Genomic DNA, 16,015 nt, shown 5'->3' with positions numbered 1-16,015 from the left:
GGCGTCCGCGCCGCAGGAGCACCCGCCGACGTGTCGTACACGACAGGAAAGCGCTTGCCTGCGACCGCCACACTACGACACCTTTCGATGTATCGAAAGGGTCTCGCTCGGCCGTGGCCGAAGTGCTTCCCTACTGGCTTTCCGTGCGTTCCTGTCGGAGCTGTTCGAGGACACGGGTGTCGTCTTCGAGGTCGGGGTGGTCGACCTGTCGGTCGAGGTCGACGACGTGTTCGAGTTCCTGGATCGCCTGGTCGAGGTCACCGCCTGCCCTGAGGAGCATCGCGATGTTGAACCGGGTGACGGCTTCGCCGGCCCGGTTGCCGACCTCCCGCTGGATGGATAGGGCCTGGTCGAAGTAGTCCAGGGCCCGCTGCCGATCCCCCAGGCTGTGGTACACGTGGCCGATGTTGTTGAGGGTGGTGGCTTCGCCGGCCCGGTCGCCGACCTCCCGCCGGATGGGTAGGGCCTGGCGGAAGTGGTCCAGGGCTCGCTGCCGATCCCCCAGGCTGTGGTACACGCTGCCGATGTTGTGGAGGGTGACGGCTTCGCCGGCCCGGTCGCCGACCTCCCGCCGGATGGGTAGGGCCTGGCGGAAGTGGTCCAGGGCCCGCTGCCGATCCCCCAGGCTGTCGTACACGTGGCCGATGTTGTTGAGGGTGGTGGCTTCGCCGGCCCGGTCGCCGACCTCCCGCCGGATGGGTAGGGCCTGGTGGTAGTGGTCCAGGGCTCGCTGCCGATCTCCCAGGTTGTCGTACACGTGGCCGATGTTGTTGAGGGTGGTGGCTTCGCCGGCCCGGTTGCCGACCTCCCGCTGGATGGGGAGGGCCTGCTGGTAGTGGTCCAGGGCCCGCTGCCGATCCCCCAGGCTGTCGTACACGTGGCCGATGTTGTTGAGGGTGGTGGCTTCGCCGGCCCGGTCGCCGACCTCCCGCTGGATGGGGAGGGCCTGGTGGTAGTACTCCAGGGCCCGCTGCCGATCCCCCAGGCTGTCGTACACGCTGCCGATGCTGGTGAGGGTGGCGGCTTCGCCGGCCCGGTGGCCGGCCTGTTGGTACAGGGTCAGGGCCTGCTGGTAGTCCTCCAGCGCCGGCCGGGGTCGGCCGGTCGACGACCGCGCCCAGCCACGCTGGTGGAAGGGGCTGGCGTCCGGGCCCAGGGTCAGGGTCGCGGTGGCCATGGCCTCTACAGCGGCGAACCGCGAGGTACGCAGCCACACCCGACACACCCGGGAACCGACATCCCGGGCGATCACCGGCTGCCGACCGGCCACCGCGAGCCGGTGCACCTCGACCCACCGGGCAACGGTGACCGCCGCAGTGGGAGTGACGGGTCGGAGTCGTGCTGCTTCCCGATCCTCGATCCCCGACTCCACCTCGGTCATCCTGATGCTCCTTGTTGCCGACGCGGTCGCCACCGGACCGTGGCACCACCCGGCGGGCGGCAGCGCATCGGTCGTGAACGTTCTTACCCCCGATGGCAGGGAGCCGGTCAGTAAGTCGGAAAGTCGTCACCCGAGCCGGGTTCACGAAGCGGTCGCGCGACGCGAAGGAAACGTACAGTAGCCACCCAAGGTCCACCGTCGATCACCTGGCCGGGCCGGCGGTGGGCGGCCTCGGACCGGCTTGACCAGGCGCATCAGGGGAGACGTGGTCATGGAAAGCGCCACAGTGGAGGTGTCCGGGGCGCGGGCCGCGAGCTGGGCGGCGGAGCTGCGGGCCGGACTGACCTGACCACCATGACGGGGATGGCAGATGAGTACCTTCGACCTGGAGGTCTTCGAGCAGACCTCCAACCACTACGAGCTGCGGCTGTCCGCCGACGGCCAGCCACCCCGGGTCCGCAGCCTGGACCGGGCCGCGGTCGACGAACTGATCACCCTGGTACGCCGCGACTACAGCACCGACACCACCGCACAGCGGGTGTACGGCGCGACCCGGCTGGCCGAGTTGGGGACCCGGCTGGCGGAGTTCCTCGACGGCGACGAGCGGTGGCTCACCCCGATGCTGGCCCATCCCGCCGGGGCGGTGCTGCGGATCACCGCCGAACAGCGGCTGCGGCACCTGCCGTGGGAGTTGCTGGCCCGGGAGGGCGCCTTCCTGACGGTGGCCGGGCGGGCGCCGCTGCTGCCGGTGCGGGCGGCCGGCGAACATGCGGCGTTGACCGGCCCGGTCGCGCCGGGTAACCGGCCGTTGCGGGTGTTGTTCATGGCGGCCTCGCCCGAGGGTGTCGAGCCGGTGCTCAACTTCGAGGCCGAGGAGGCGGCGATCCTGGCCGCGACCCGACGCACCGGTACGGATCTGGTGGTCGAGGAGAGCGGCACCCTGGAGGGGCTACGTTTCCTCAGCCGCGACTACGGGCCCGGCCACTTCGACGTGCTGCACCTGAGCGGGCACGCCACCACCGCCGGTGGGCAGCCGGTCTTCGTCCTGGAGGACGAGTTCGGCGCACCCACCAGGGCGACGGCCGACCAGTTGGCTGAGGCGATGCAGGGTCACTGGCCGAGGCTGGTGTTCGTCTCCGGCTGCCTCACCGCCGACGCCCCGGAGGGCGGGGTGTTCCCGTCGATGAGTGAGAGCCTGGTGCAGGCTGGTGCCCCTGCGGTGCTGGGCTGGGCGCTGCCGGTCGGGGACGTCTCCGCCACCGACTTCGCCGCCGCGCTCTACCAGGCCCTGGCCGACGGCGGGTCGTTGGACCGGGCCGTCGTCCAGGCCCGCCGCCATCTGTTCCACGACAGGAAGAGCAGCTACTGGCATCTGCTCCGGGTCTACGCCGACCGGTCCCCGCTGGCCCCCATGGTCACGCCGCTGCACACCAAGGGCCGTAAGCGGTTGCAGGTGCGGGCCGCCGACCAGCAGTTCCTGGACCCGCAGACCCAACTGTCCCGGGTCGCGTCCCGCGCCGAGTTCGTCGGCCGGCGGCGGGTCATCCAGCGCTGCCTACGCGTACTGCGGCAACCCGCCGACACCCCCGGCGCGGCGCAGGGCCTGCTGCTGGCCGGCATGGGCGGGCTCGGCAAGAGCAGCCTCGCCTCCCGGCTCCTGGAACGCATGCCCACCCACCAGCGTGCCGTCTGGTACGGCCGGGTCGACGCCATCAAGTTCCGCGAACTGCTCGACAAGGTCCGCTTCGACGACCCTGACCAGAGGACCGAGGCCGCCAAACTCCTCGACAACGAACAGCTTCCGCTGCTGGTTCGGCTGCGGTACCTGCTCGACGCCGACGGGCCGCTCGGCGACACTCCCTGCCTGTTCGTCTTCGACGATTTCGAGACCGGCAACCTCGACACCCGCGACGACGGCAGCCGGGTGCTCGCCCCGGCGATGGCCGAGATCCTGTCTGCCCTGCTCACCGCCATCCGCGACACCGGCAGCCCGAGCCGCGTCGTCATCACCAGCCGCTACCGCTTCCCCACCCCGGCCGGCACCACCCTCGCCGTCGAAGCGCTGGAAACCCTCACCCCGGTCGAACAGACCAAGAAGATCGCCAATCTGGCCAAGCTGCGCCCCGACTCCACCATCGACCCCGTCATCCGGGACCGGGCGATCATGGCCGCAGCGGGCAACCCCCGGCTGCTCGACTGGCTCAACCGGATCGTCGACGATGCCAACCGCGACGTCGGCGGTGCCAACCTCGACGTCGACGGCCTGCTCACCGCTATCGAGAACGAAGCCGACAAATTCCGCCGCGAGACGGTCCTCGCCGACAACCTGCTCGACTCCCAACCCCTCGAACTGCGCCGCATGCTCGCCAAGGTCAACGTCGTCGAACTACCGGTCCCCGCCGCCACCGTCCACGCCCTGCACCAGCAGCCCGACGCCACCCGGCACATCCAGCGGGCCGTCCAACTCGGCCTGCTCGAAGAGGGCACCGACCCCGAGACCCACCAGCCCCGCTACTACGTCTCCAACGTCCTACACCCCCTCGTCCGCCCCCTACTCACCGACGACGAACACACCCAGGCCTGCGCCGACGCCGCCCAGTCCCTCTACCAACTCTGGGTCCTCGACCCCACCGCCTCCGATGGCCACTGACCCGAGGACCATCGCCCGCTGGGTCGAGGTGCATCGACTCGCTGTCGCCGGTCGGCAGCCGGAGATCGCCCGGAACGTCGGTGACCGGGTGGGTCGGGTGTGGTTGCGTACCTCGCGGTTCGCCGCCGTCGAGGCCATGGCCACCGCGACCCTGACCCTCGGCCCGGACGCCAGCCCCTTCTACCAGCGGGGTTGGGCGCGGTCGGCGACCGGCCGACCCCGGCCGGCGCTGGAGGACTACCAGCAGGCCCTGACCCTGTACCAACAGGCCGGCCACCGGGGCAACGAAGCCGCCACCCTCACCAGCATCGGCAGCGTGTACAACAGGCTGGGGGATCGGCAGCGGGCCCTGGACTACTTCGACCAGGCCCTCCCCATCACACGGGAGGTCGGCGACCGGGCCGGCGAAGCCGTCACCCTTAACAACATCGGCAGCGTGTACGACAGCCTGGGGGATCGGCAGCGGGCCCTGGACCACTTCCGCCAGGCCCTCCCCATCACACGGGAGGTCGGCGACCGGGCCGGCGAAGCCACCACCCTCAACAACATCGGCAGCGTGTACGACAGGCTGGGGGATCGGCAGGGGGCCCTGGACTACTTCGACCAGGCCCTCCCCATCCGGCGGGAGGTCGGCGACCGGGCCGGCGAAGCCACCACCCTCAACAACATCGGCAGCGTGTACGACAGGCTGGGGGATCGGCAGGGGGCCCTGGACTACTTCGACCAGGCCCTCCCCATCCGGCGGGAGGTCGGCGACCGGGCCGGCGAAGCCACCACCCTCAACAACATCGGCAGCGTGTACGACAGGCTGGGGGATCGGCAGGGGGCCCTGGACCACTTCCGCCAGGCCCTCCCCATCACACGGGAGGTCGGCGACCGGGCCGGCGAAGCCACCACCCTCAACAACATCGGCAGCGTGTACAACAGGCTGGGGGATCGGCAGGGGGCCCTGGACCACTACCACCAGGCCCTCCCCATCCAGCGGGAGGTCGGCGACCGGGCCGGCGAAGCCACCACCCTCAACAACATCGGCAGCGTGTACGACAGCCTGGGGGATCGGCAGCGGGCCCTGGACCACTTCCGCCAGGCCCTCCCCATCACACGGGAGGTCGGCGACCGGGCCGGCGAAGCCACCACCCTCAACAACATCGGCAGCGTGTACAACAGGCTGGGGGATCGGCAGGGGGCCCTGGACCACTACCACCAGGCCCTCCCCATCCAGCGGGAGGTCGGCGACCGGGCCGGCGAAGCCACCACCCTCAACAACATCGGCAGCGTGTACGACAGCCTGGGGGATCGGCAGCGGGCCCTGGACCACTTCCGCCAGGCCCTCCCCATCACACGGGAGGTCGGCGACCGGGCCGGCGAAGCCACCACCCTCAACAACATCGGCAGCGTGTACAACAGGCTGGGGGATCGGCAGGGGGCCCTGGACCACTACCACCAGGCCCTCCCCATCCAGCGGGAGGTCGGCGACCGGGCCGGCGAAGCCACCACCCTCAACAACATCGGCAGCGTGTACGACAGCCTGGGGGATCGGCAGCGGGCCCTGGACCACTTCCGCCAGGCCCTCCCCATCACACGGGAGGTCGGCGACCGGGCCGGCGAAGCCACCACCCTCAACAACATCGGCAGCGTGTACAACAGGCTGGGGGATCGGCAGGGGGCCCTGGACCACTACCACCAGGCCCTCCCCATCCAGCGGGAGGTCGGCGACCGGGCCGGCGAAGCCACCACCCTCAACAACATCGGCAGCGTGTACGACAGCCTGGGGGATCGGCAGCGGGCCCTGGACCACTTCCGCCAGGCCCTCCCCATCACACGGGAGGTCGGCGACCGGGCCGGCGAAGCCACCACCCTCAACAACATCGGCAGCGTGTACGACAGGCTGGGGGATCGGCAGGGGGCCCTGGACTACTTCGACCAGGCCCTCCCCATCCAGCGGGAGGTCGGCGACCGGGCCGGCGAAGCCACCACCCTCAACAACATCGGCAGCGTGTACGACAGCCTGGGGGATCGGCAGCGGGCCCTGGACCACTTCCGCCAGGCCCTCCCCATCACACGGGAGGTCGGCGACCGGGCCGGCGAAGCCACCACCCTCAACAACATCGGCAGCGTGTACGACAGGCTGGGGGATCGGCAGGGGGCCCTGGACCACTACCACCAGGCCCTCCCCATCCAGCGGGAGGTCGGCGACCGGGCCGGCGAAGCCACCACCCTCAACAACATCGGCCACGTGTACGACAGCCTGGGGGATCGGCAGCGGGCCCTGGACCACTTCCGCCAGGCCCTCCCCATCACACGGGAGGTCGGCGACCGGGCCGGCGAAGCCACCACCCTCAACAACATCGGCAGCGTGTACAACAGGCTGGGGGATCGGCAGGGGGCCCTGGACTACTTCGACCAGGCCCTCCCCATCCAGCGGGAGGTCGGCGACCGGGCCGGCGAAGCCACCACCCTCAACAACATCGGCCACGTGTACGACAGCCTGGGGGATCGGCAGCGGGCCCTGGACCACTTCCGCCAGGCCCTCCCCATCACACGGGAGGTCGGCGACCGGGCCGGCGAAGCCACCACCCTCAACAACATCGGCAGCGTGTACGACAGGCTGGGGGATCGGCAGGGGGCCCTGGACTACTTCGACCAGGCCCTCCCCATCCAGCGGGAGGTCGGCGACCGGGCCGGCGAAGCCGTCACCCGGTACAACATCGCGATGATCCATCGGGCGGGCGGTGAACTCGACCAGGCGATCCGGGAACTCGAACACGTCGTCGACCTCGACCGACAGGTCGACCACCCCGACCTCGAAGACGACACCGCCGTCCTTGAACAACTCCGGCGACAACGCGCGGAAGAGCACGGTGCCGAACCCCCTGCTGGACCGTGACGGCAGTACCGCCGTAGGCCCTACAGCGAGGCGCGGGCCGAGAAGGCGATGCTGGCCAGCAGGAACCCGCCGTTGACCACCGTGAACGCCACGACCACCCAGAACACCAGCGCCGGCACCAGCATCAGCACCAGCCCCGCCACGAAGATCACCGCGCCGTAGTCCCGGACCAGCTTGACCAGGCGTACCGGCAGGGAGGTCGAGGTGACCATGCTGGCGGCGTTGGGGCCGGACTGCATCACCGAGGTCACCAGGTTGACCATCCAGGTGCCGGCGAAGGTCGCGATCAGCCATGTCGGCGTGGATGGGCGCTGCGCCACGGCGGTGGCGGAGAGGGCGGCGACCAGGGCGATCTGGGCGGCCACGTCGCAGAGCACGTCGACCCGGGCACCGGCCGCGCTGCCCTGACCGGTCACCCGGGCGAGCTGCCCGTCGGCGCAGTCCAGGGCGTACGCCACCTGCCAGCCGATCAGCGCGACCAGCCCGACCAGCCAGGCCGGGACGGCACCGGCGGCGACCCGGTCGGCGAGCGCCACCACGGTCACCGAGGCGGCCAGGCCGAGCACCAGGTTGGTGATGGTCAGCGCGGTCGGGCGCAGCCCGAGGCGCTGGGCGACCAGGGCGAAGACGGCACCCAGCCACTGGCTGACCGACTCGCTGAACAGGCCGCCGCCCCGGTTGACCCGGTGGAAGTCGGCAACGGTGGGGCGGGGTTCAGCCACTGTGGTCGCGGAGTGCACCGGCGTAGTCTGCCAGCCGCCCCCGCGTCTCGGTAACCGACATGGCCAGGTGCTCCAGGATGGTGTACCGGTCGGGGCGGGTGGCCGGGGCGAACTGCACCGCCTCGACGAACTGGTCGTCGCTCAGCCCCACGTCGGCGGGGAGCCGGGGCAGTCGGTGCCGGCCCAGGCAGGCCGACATCTCGGCGAAACGCCGCTGGTCACCGCGCAGGAAGGTGCAGAACAGCGCGCCGAGGCCGGCCAGCTCGCCGTGCGACGAGGTGCCGGGGAAGAGGGCGTCGACGGCGTGCATGATCTCGTGGCAGCCGCCGCTTGCCGGTCGGCTGCTGCCGCAGACGGCCATCGCCAGGCCGCTGGAGATCAGCGCCTCGGCCAGCACCGTGACGAACGCGTCGTCGGTCATGTCGCCGGTGTGCGCGAGCACCGCCTCCGCGCCCATCCGGGCCAGCGACGCGGCGAGACCGTCGACCGGTTCGCCGCGTACCTGGCGGGCCAGTTCCCAGTCGGCCAGGGCGCTGATGTTGCTGATCACGTCGCCGATGCCGGCCCGGTTGTGCTGGTCCGGGCCGGCCGCCACGAAGTCGAGGTCGACGATCACCGCGATCGGGATGTGCACCCCGTAGGAGCCCTTGATGCCGCCGTTGATCAGGCTGGCCACCGGGGAGGCGATGCCGTCGTTGGCGAGGCTCGTCGCCATGGTCACCATCGGCAGGCCGCGCCGGGTGGCCGCGTACTTCGCCACGTCGATGGTCTTGCCGCCGCCGATGCCGACCACCGCGTCGTACGACCGTTCGCGGAGCTTGCCGCCCAGCTCGTCGGCGGCGTCGAGGGTGCCGCCGGCCACCGTGAACACGTCCGCCGTACGCAGCGACGGCCGGAGCAGGTCGGCGATCTGCCCGCCCTGACCGGGGCCGACCACCACTGCCACGTCACCCCCGGCGGAGATCCGCCCGTCGGCGAGGATCGTGGCCAGGTCGGCGACCGCACCGCGCCGCACGTCGATGTGCAGCGGGGTCAGGATGGTACGGGCTAGTAGCGGCACGCGATCTCCCGCGCCCGGGTCAGGTCGTCGTGGTTGTCGACCTCGACCCAGGAGACGTCTCCGATCGGCGCGGCCCGCACCTCGCCGCCCCGGTCGGCGAACTCCTGGTAGCCGTCCTCGTAGTAGAGGTTCGGGTCGCGCCGCCAGGTCGCCTCCAGCGCGTCGGCGAGCGCCCCGGCCACCTGCGGTTCGATGAGCGTCGCGCCGATGTACTCCCCGTACGCCTCGCCCGGGTCCATCAGCTTGGTGATCCGGGTGAGCTGACCGGCGGCGTCGAAGGTGGTCTTCATCTCCTCCTCGGCCAGCGCCTTCAGGGTGTCGACCGCCAGCAGGATGCCCGGCCCGCGCTCGGCCAGCAGCGTCTTCTCCACGCTCACCGGGTGCACGGTGTCCCCGTTGACCAGCAGCACCCCCCGGTCGAAGTGCTCCCGGGCCAGCCACAGCGAGTAGGCGTTGTTCCACTCCTCGGCCTTGTCGTTGTGCACCAGGTCGAGGGTGACGCCGTACTTCTCCTCCAGCGCCGACTGCCGCTGCACGACCGCGTCGGCGGCGTAGCCGACCACGATCACGATCTCGGTGAGCCCCACCTCGGCCAGGTTGCGCAGCGCGATGTCCAGGATGGTGGTCTCACCGTCCACCGGCACCAACGCCTTGGGCAGGGTGTCGGTGTACGGGCGCAGTCGGCGTCCCGCACCGGCCGCGAGCACCATCCCGATCATGCGGGCCTCCCTCGTACGACTCCAGGTCACCGTGGAGGATAGCCCCGGGTGACCGGGCAGCCGCCGCCAACCGTGAGTTCAGCCGGGCCGGGCAGGGGTTCCAGGGCTGGCCGGGCAGCGGTTCAACCGGGCAGGGCGGCCAGGTCGGCGAGCACGCCCAGCCGCTCGTCGGCGGTCAGCGTCGCGTACGGGCCGGCCGCCCGACGATCCGTCTCCAGCTCGATGGCCCGCCGCTCCGGCCCGTCCGGCAGCTCCCCGACGCTGGCGGCGGTGTGCCCGGCGGCGGTCCACGCGGCGGCGTGCGCGTCCGCCCGGTGGTACCGCAGCGTGCCGAGGCGGTTGAGCAGCAACACCCCCGACGGGATGCCGTCCGGCTCGTACGGCGGGGCCATCGCGGCGAACGCCGGCCCGGGTTCGGCATCCGGCTCCCCGGCGAGCAGCACCGCGTACGCCAGCACCCGACCGTACGCCTCGACGAGCCGGTGCACCCGGTCGTCGTGCCCGGCCCACAGCTCCTCGGTCACCTCGGCGTGCACCTGATAAAGCTCGGTGAGGAAGTCGACGCCCCGCTCGGTGGCGGTGAAACCGCCGTCCGGCCGGCGGGCGATCATGCCGTGCGCGACCTGCTTGTCCAGCGCCCGCTGGCAGGTGGCCGGGTCGCGGTAGCGGTTGACCGCCGCGAAGCCGGCCCGGTCGACGGCACCCCCGGGTGCGGCGAGCCGGGTGCGGAACTCCACCAGGAAGCCGGTGGCGGCCGGGCCGCCGTACCGCTGGCTCAGTTCGGCGCCACCACCGTCGCGGCCGGCGAGCATCCCGGCCACGAACGCCCGCTCGACCGCCGGGGCGACCAGCCCGGTGAACCGGTGCGGTGCCAACTCGACGCCATCGTCCACGGTCAACGCGCCGGCGCAGCGGGAGGGCTCGGTGGGCACACTTCGACAGTAGCGAGCGCCGGCCGGCCGTGCCGATGTCCGGTCCCGTCCCGACCTGCACCGGAGTCGACCGGTTCGCCCCGGCCCCGGCCCCGGCCCGGACGCCCGGTGCATCCCGCTCCGGACTCCCGGTGCGCCGGCCACCGTCGGGAGGCCGCCGGGCTGGACCGCCGCCACCGCCGGGGCGGGCGGGACTGCCCGCATGTTGAACTTGGCGTGTATGCCGGCCGGAGCGGGCCGGGCAGGCCCTAGGCTCGTGCGCATGACCGCCGAGCAGCTGATCTCGTTTGCCCGTGGCGCGCCCTCGCTGGACATCGTGGATGTCGAGGGGCTCAAGGCCGCCGCCGTCCGTGCCTTCGACGCCGACCCCGCCGGGGTCACCGCCTACGGCACCTCCGTGGGTTACCCACCCTTGCGGAAGTGGATCGCCGAGAAGCACGGCGTCGAGGCGGATCAGGTGCTGGTCACCAACGGCTCGCTCCAGGCCGACGCGTTCCTCTTCGACCACCTGGTCCGGCGCGGTGACGCCGTGGTGGTGGAGCGGCCGACGTACGACCGGACGCTGCTCAACCTCCAGCGGATGGGCGGCGAGATCCACGGCGTGGGCATCGAGCCGGACGGCCTGGACACCGCCGAGCTGCGCAAGCTGCTGGAGTCCGGGGTACGCCCCCGGCTGGCCCACGTGATCCCGAACTACCAGAACCCGGCCGGTGTGACGCTGTCGCTGGACAAGCGCCGGGAGCTGCTCGACCTGGCCGCCGAGTACGGCTTCACGATCTTCGAGGACGACCCCTACGCCGACATCCGGTTCCGGGGTGAGCCGCTGCCGTCGATGCTGTCGATGGACACCCGGGGCGTGGTGGTGCACGCGTCCAGTTTCACCAAGACCGTCTGCCCCGGGGTGCGGGTCGGTTACCTGGTCGGGCCGGCGAGCCTGATCGCCGACATCGCCAAGTCGGCGACCAGCCTCTACATCTCGCCGGGCATGGTGGCGCAGGCGATCGTGCACCAGTTCTGCGTCTCGGGTGACATCCAGCGGTCCATCGCCACGGTGTCGTCGGCGCTGGGTGAGCGGGCCGGGGTGCTGGCCGAGTCGCTGCGCCGGCACCTGCCCGAGGTGACCTTCGTCGAGCCGGACGGCGGCTACTTCCTCTGGGTGGAGTTCCCCGACGACGTGGACGTGGACCGGTTGGCGCCGGCCGCCGCCGAGCGGGGCGTCGCCGTGGTCAAGGGCAGCGACTTCATGGTCGACGGTGGGCGGCACGCGTTGCGGTTGGCGTTCTCCGCGGTGACCGCGGACCGGATCGACGAGGGTGTGCGTCGGCTGGCGGACGCGGTGGCTGCCGTACGCGGCTGAAAATCTGTCGGGTTTCTGACAGAAGCGCGACCTGGGCCGGTCGAGGGCTCCCCTCGGCCGGCCCGACGCCCCACAATGCTGCGAGCGTCACTCACGTTTGGCTGGTGACCCGCTCAGGGCCCCTGCCACCGGCCGGCCGGGTGACGCCGCAGCTTTGCCCCCGCCCCCAACGGTGCCGGGTGGGTCGGGTCGCCCCTCACCCCCCTGGACGCGGCCCGACCCGCCCGGCACCACCCCCCACCTGCTCCCCGGCATCCGCCCCGCTCCCGGCCCGGCCCGGGTGACCAGGATCACGGCCACCCACCTGCCGCCGTCCGTCCCGCCGCAGGGGCCGCCGATCGTCCGAGGGCCGCCGGCCCGGCGGCGGCGTAGCCTGCAAGCCGCAGCACGCACACCGGGAGGGGGTACGCCATGACGGACCGGGCGGAACGGGAGCGGTCGACGACACTGCACGGCGGTCGGGTGCTGAACCCCCGCGCCTGGGTGTCCCCGGTCCGGGCGATGTCGCGCATCCTCAACGCCGACGGCTCCCCCCGCACCCCCGCGCCCACCGGCCCCGGCCGCAGCGGCGTGGTCGACTGCGGCCTCTACGTCGACGGCGAACGCCGCCCCGGCCAGTGGCGGTACGCCGAAGCGCTGGCCGCCGCCCGCGACGAGCGCGGCGGGTTCGTCTGGCTCGGCCTGCACGAACCGGAACTGGCCGAGATGACCGCCATCGCCGAGACGTACGGGCTGCACGAGCTGGCCGTCGAGGACGCGGTGAAGGCCCAGCAGCGGCCCAAGCTGGAGCGCTTCGGCGACGTCAGCTTCCTGGTGCTGCGGACCGCCCGGTACTGCGAGCACACCGAGCTGACCGAGACCTCCGAGGTGGTCGAGACCGGCCAGGTGATGCTCTTCATCGGCCCCAACTTCCTGATCAGCGTCCGGCACGGGGACGCCTGCCGGCTGTCGCCCGTCCGGGCCGACCTGGAGGCCAAGCGGGACCTGCTGCGGCACGGCCCGTGGGCGGTGGCGTACGCGATCACCGACCGGGTGGTGGACCTCTACCTGGAGGTGGCCGACCAGCTGGAGGACGACCTCGACGTGCTGGAGGCCGACGTCTTCGACCGGCAGAGCAGCGGGCGGATCCAGCGCATCTACCAGATGAAGCGGGAACTGGTCGAGTTCAAGCGGGCGGTGATCCCGCTGCAACGGCCGCTGATGACGCTGACCGCGCAGGTGCACCGGGAGGTGCCGCAGGAGGTACGCCGCTACTTCCGCGACGTGCAGGACCACCTCAGCCGCACCGTCGAACAGGTCAACTCCTACGACGACCTGCTCAACTCGATCCTCCAGGCCCGGCTGGCGCAGGTCACCGTCGACCAGAACAACGACATGCGCAAGATCGCCGCGTGGGCGGCCATCGCGGCGGTCTGGACCGCGTTCGCCGGGGTCTACGGCATGAACTTCGAGAACATGCCCGAGCTGAAATGGACGTACGGCTACCCGGGTGTGCTGGCGCTGATGCTCGCCATCTCGCTGGCGCTCTACCGGTGGTTCCGCCGCAACGGCTGGCTCTGACCGCCGCCCGGTCGTGGGCCGGGGTGGCGGCCGGTCAGTGGCCGGTGTGCCGCCCGGTCGGTGGGCCGGGGCGGCGGTGGGTCAGTGCGCCGGGGTGGCCGCCGGGGTCGCCGCCGCCATCAGCTCGGAGACGGTGACGAACTCGAAGCCCCGCCGCCGCAACCCGATGATCATCGCGGCCAGCCCCCGGATCGCCACCAGCCGGTCCGCCGGCCCGGTGTCATGGGCGAGCAGGATCGTGCCCGGGTCACAGGACTCGACGATGTAGTCGACCAGGCCGTCCGGATTCTGGGTGAACCGGGATTCGAGCATCTGCCGGTTCCACAGGACCACCTGGTAGCCGAGGTCGTTGGCGGCCAGCAGGGTGCTGCCGGCCAGGTGCCCGTAGGGCGGGCGGAGCAGGGTGGGCTCCCGCCCCCAGAGCCGGGTCAGCTCGTTGTGCGCCCGACCGATCGCGGTGCACGCCTGCTCGTAGGTCATCTTCGCCAGGTCCTGGTGGGCCCAGGTGTGGTTGCCGATCTCGTGGCCGTCCAGCCGGTGCGCCACCAGCCGACCGTACTCACGGGCGCGGCGGCCGACCATGAAGAACGTGGCCGGGGTGTCGGTCTGGGCGAGGATCGACAGCACCCGGGGGGTCCAGTTCGGGGCCGGACCGTCGTCGAAGGTGAGCGCGATCAACCGTCGGGTGGTGTCCACGCTCCACACCACGTCGACCCGGGACGACCGGGGCGGGGTACGCCGGTCGGCGTGCACGCTGGCCGCGTACCCGCCGTAGACGGGCAGCTTGCTGTCGGCGGTGGCCTCGGCGTAGCCGAACTCACCGGTCAGCGCCACACCCGCGCCGGCCAGCGCGGCGGCGGTGCCGGAGAGCACGCGCCGCCGGGACAGCGCCCGGTCACGCCCGGCCGGGGGCTCCTCCGGACGCTCGGCGGACTGGTCCCAGCGCCCCGTCGAGGGGGCGCCGTTCGGCTCCGGAGCCGGGCGCTCCGGGTCGGTGGTCGACGACATACGAGCACTGTAGGAGCCGGAAGCCCGCCGGGTGGGCCCGTAACGGTCGGGGAGAACCCTGAAAAATCCTTACGTTCTCGTGGGGACCGCCGCCCCGGGCAGGCCGGATGACGGTGCCGGGCCGTACCGTGCCGAGGGCTCCGGGTGCCAGCGGCGCGTCCCGTTGTCGGGCGACCCGGGACCCGACGGGGTCCGGAAGTCGGCTGCGGCGCGGGACGACCGGTCAGGTCGTCACCGCGCCGCCGACGTGGTGCGGGGGATCAGCGCCGGGTGCCGGACTGCGCCGCGTTCCGACCGGCGTCGAGCGCCTTGCCGAGGTCGTCGGCCGGCCGGCCGGAGACGTCGGTGGCGCCCTCGGCGACCGAGGGGACCTTGTCGTTCGGGTGGATCACCGGCTTGCCGGCCGGGGTGCCGGCCACCGTGGAGCTGCCGACACCGGTGGACGGGGGCACCGGACCGGTGGTGGCGGGGTCGTCGGCCGACGGGGTCTCCACGACCAGGATGTCGACCTCGTCGCGGGGGGCGTCGATGCCGGCGGTGACCGAGCCGGCGGAGACGCCGGCGGCGGGCGGCGTGACGGGGGCGGTGCCGATGCTGCGGGTCGGGTCGTACTCGGCCCACTCCTGCTGCTCACGGCGGCGACGCATCGCCATCGCACCGGCCACCCCGGCCACCGTCCCGGCGACCAGCAGGCCGGCGAGCATGCCGCGCGACGTGCGCTTCCTCTTGCGGGCCTTCGGGCTCTTCGCCTTGATCTTCTTGCTCACCGCGGCCTGCTTCGCGGCGGCGGCCTTCCTGCCGGCCACCGCCTTACCGGCGGCCTCGGCCTGGGCGTTGCGCACGGCCAGGGCCACCGGGGCGAGGGCCGCGACCGTCGTCGCGAGGCCACTGGAAGCCCGGTCCCGCACCACGACAGCGGTCGGCGCGACCGCCCCCCGGGCCGCCTGGACCCGCGGGCCGACCGTGGCGCCGGCACCCTTCGCCGCGTGCGTGGCAGCCTGCCTCAGGTGACCGATGCCCTGGTGCAGCTCCACCTTTGCCAGCTGCCCCTGGGTCTTGCGTCGCCCGATTCCCAACACGGTCCCACCTCCTGGGAGTTGTTCCTTCGTCATCCTCCACCAACGGATGCCTCCGCACTGCCAGATGGGGCACATGGGAGGATCCGCATGGAACTGACCAACGAGTGAGGAGTACCCGTGGCCGAGGCTGTCTACGCCACCTTGCACACCAACGCTGGCCCGATCCGGCTGGAGCTCTTCGGCAATCACGCTCCGAAGACGGTTCGTAACTTCGTGGAACTGGCCGAGGGCAAAAAGGAATACACCGATCCCCGCACCGGTCAGCCGGGCAACGGGCCGTACTACGACGGCACCATCTCGCACCGGGTGATCAGCGGTTTCATGGTCCAGATGGGCGACCCGACCGGCACCGGCCGGGGCGGCCCGGGCTACACGTTCGCCGACGAGTTCCACCCGGAGCTGCGCTTCGACCGGCCCTACCTGCTGGCGATGGCGAACGCCGGGCCGGGCACCAACGGGTCGCAGTTCTTCATCACCGTCGGGGCGACCCCGCACCTGAACAACCGGCACACCATCTTCGGCCAGGTGGCCGACGAGCAGTCGGCGAAGGTGGTCGACTCGATCGCGAACACCCCGACCGGTCCGAGCGACCGGCCGTTGCAGGACGTGGTGATCGAGCGGGTCGAGATCGAGCGCACCGAGGCCTGACCGCACCCGCGA

12 protein-coding genes are annotated in these 16,015 nt (G+C 71.8%); 5 read left to right on the top strand and 7 right to left on the bottom strand.

Annotation, left to right across the window (positions count from 1 at the left end; genetic code table 11):
• Window positions 1-130: 130 nt before the first annotated feature.
• Window positions 131-1,381 carry a tetratricopeptide repeat protein gene (locus ACQP2H_RS31010; RefSeq protein ID WP_433230144.1) on the bottom strand — a complete coding sequence of 417 codons (1,251 nt, stop codon included), beginning with the start codon at window positions 1,379-1,381 and terminating at the stop codon, window positions 131-133.
• 370 nt (window positions 1,382-1,751) lie between these two features.
• On the opposite strand from ACQP2H_RS31010, the gene ACQP2H_RS31005 reads away from it, so the two are divergent.
• Complete coding sequence (locus ACQP2H_RS31005) at window positions 1,752-4,031, top strand: CHAT domain-containing protein (protein ID WP_433230142.1); 2,280 nt, start codon at window positions 1,752-1,754, stop codon at window positions 4,029-4,031.
• Window positions 4,021-6,918, top strand: a complete 2,898-nt coding sequence (locus tag ACQP2H_RS31000; RefSeq protein ID WP_433230139.1) for a tetratricopeptide repeat protein — start codon at window positions 4,021-4,023, stop codon at window positions 6,916-6,918. The genes ACQP2H_RS31005 and ACQP2H_RS31000 overlap by 11 nt, the downstream gene beginning before the upstream one ends.
• Window positions 6,919-6,938: 20 nt before the next feature.
• Here the strand turns inward: ACQP2H_RS31000 and ACQP2H_RS30995 are convergent, their stop codons facing one another.
• From ACQP2H_RS30995 to ACQP2H_RS30980, 4 genes are all read right to left on the bottom strand, one after another.
• Complete coding sequence (locus ACQP2H_RS30995) at window positions 6,939-7,658, bottom strand: CDP-alcohol phosphatidyltransferase family protein (protein ID WP_433230137.1); 720 nt, start codon at window positions 7,656-7,658, stop codon at window positions 6,939-6,941.
• The gene (locus ACQP2H_RS30990; protein WP_433230134.1) at window positions 7,633-8,700 is read right to left on the bottom strand and encodes an iron-containing alcohol dehydrogenase family protein; all 1,068 of its coding nucleotides are present in this window, start codon (window positions 8,698-8,700) and stop codon (window positions 7,633-7,635) included. The genes ACQP2H_RS30995 and ACQP2H_RS30990 overlap by 26 nt, the downstream gene beginning before the upstream one ends.
• The gene (locus tag ACQP2H_RS30985; protein WP_357896335.1) at window positions 8,688-9,419 is read right to left on the bottom strand and encodes a phosphocholine cytidylyltransferase family protein; all 732 of its coding nucleotides are present in this window, start codon (window positions 9,417-9,419) and stop codon (window positions 8,688-8,690) included. Before ACQP2H_RS30985 ends, ACQP2H_RS30990 begins: the two co-directional genes overlap by 13 nt.
• A gap of 122 nt (window positions 9,420-9,541) precedes the next feature.
• On the bottom strand, window positions 9,542-10,351 hold the full coding sequence (locus ACQP2H_RS30980; protein ID WP_307798941.1) for a hypothetical protein: 810 nt from the start codon (window positions 10,349-10,351) through the stop codon (window positions 9,542-9,544).
• A gap of 262 nt (window positions 10,352-10,613) precedes the next feature.
• On the opposite strand from ACQP2H_RS30980, the gene ACQP2H_RS30975 reads away from it, so the two are divergent.
• Both ACQP2H_RS30975 and corA read left to right on the top strand, forming a co-directional pair.
• Entirely contained in the window at window positions 10,614-11,708 is a 1,095-nt protein-coding gene (locus ACQP2H_RS30975; RefSeq protein WP_219465275.1) for a PLP-dependent aminotransferase family protein, read from the top strand.
• A gap of 411 nt (window positions 11,709-12,119) precedes the next feature.
• Window positions 12,120-13,268, top strand: a complete 1,149-nt coding sequence (gene corA / locus ACQP2H_RS30970) for a magnesium/cobalt transporter CorA (protein WP_208565062.1) — start codon at window positions 12,120-12,122, stop codon at window positions 13,266-13,268.
• A gap of 81 nt (window positions 13,269-13,349) precedes the next feature.
• Here the strand turns inward: corA and ACQP2H_RS30965 are convergent, their stop codons facing one another.
• Complete coding sequence (locus ACQP2H_RS30965) at window positions 13,350-14,276, bottom strand: polysaccharide deacetylase family protein (RefSeq protein WP_219465273.1); 927 nt, start codon at window positions 14,274-14,276, stop codon at window positions 13,350-13,352.
• Between the two features lie 260 nt (window positions 14,277-14,536).
• A complete protein-coding gene (locus ACQP2H_RS30960) occupies window positions 14,537-15,388 on the bottom strand; it encodes a hypothetical protein (protein ID WP_357538190.1) in 852 nt (283 codons plus the stop codon).
• 84 nt (window positions 15,389-15,472) lie between these two features.
• Here ACQP2H_RS30960 and ACQP2H_RS30955 point away from each other — a divergent pair, with 84 nt between their 5' ends.
• Window positions 15,473-16,003: a peptidylprolyl isomerase gene (locus ACQP2H_RS30955; protein ID WP_208565059.1), complete on the top strand. Its 531-nt coding sequence runs from the start codon at window positions 15,473-15,475 to the stop codon at window positions 16,001-16,003.
• Window positions 16,004-16,015 lie beyond the last annotated feature (12 nt).

Origin of the sequence: Micromonospora sp. CA-248260, assembly GCF_050942205.1 — a bacterium.
In the GTDB taxonomy this organism is placed as follows: domain Bacteria; phylum Actinomycetota; class Actinomycetes; order Mycobacteriales; family Micromonosporaceae; genus Micromonospora; species Micromonospora antibiotica.
Note: the sequence above shows the minus strand (reverse complement) of the source record. Positions and strands in the feature narration are given on the sequence as shown.

Excerpts from the sequence above, each read along its gene's own strand:
- ACQP2H_RS31010 (WP_433230144.1), bottom strand. The coding sequence starts at position 1,381 with ATGACCGAGGTGGAGTCGGGGATCGAGGATCGGGAAGCAGCACGACTC.
- ACQP2H_RS31005 (WP_433230142.1), top strand. The coding sequence starts at position 1,752 with ATGAGTACCTTCGACCTGGAGGTCTTCGAGCAGACCTCCAACCACTAC.
- ACQP2H_RS31000 (WP_433230139.1), top strand. The coding sequence starts at position 4,021 with ATGGCCACTGACCCGAGGACCATCGCCCGCTGGGTCGAGGTGCATCGA.
- ACQP2H_RS30985 (WP_357896335.1), bottom strand. The coding sequence starts at position 9,419 with ATGATCGGGATGGTGCTCGCGGCCGGTGCGGGACGCCGACTGCGCCCG.
- ACQP2H_RS30975 (WP_219465275.1), top strand. The coding sequence starts at position 10,614 with ATGACCGCCGAGCAGCTGATCTCGTTTGCCCGTGGCGCGCCCTCGCTG.
- corA (WP_208565062.1), top strand. The coding sequence starts at position 12,120 with ATGACGGACCGGGCGGAACGGGAGCGGTCGACGACACTGCACGGCGGT.
- ACQP2H_RS30965 (WP_219465273.1), bottom strand. The coding sequence starts at position 14,276 with ATGTCGTCGACCACCGACCCGGAGCGCCCGGCTCCGGAGCCGAACGGC.
- ACQP2H_RS30960 (WP_357538190.1), bottom strand. The coding sequence starts at position 15,388 with ATGACGAAGGAACAACTCCCAGGAGGTGGGACCGTGTTGGGAATCGGG.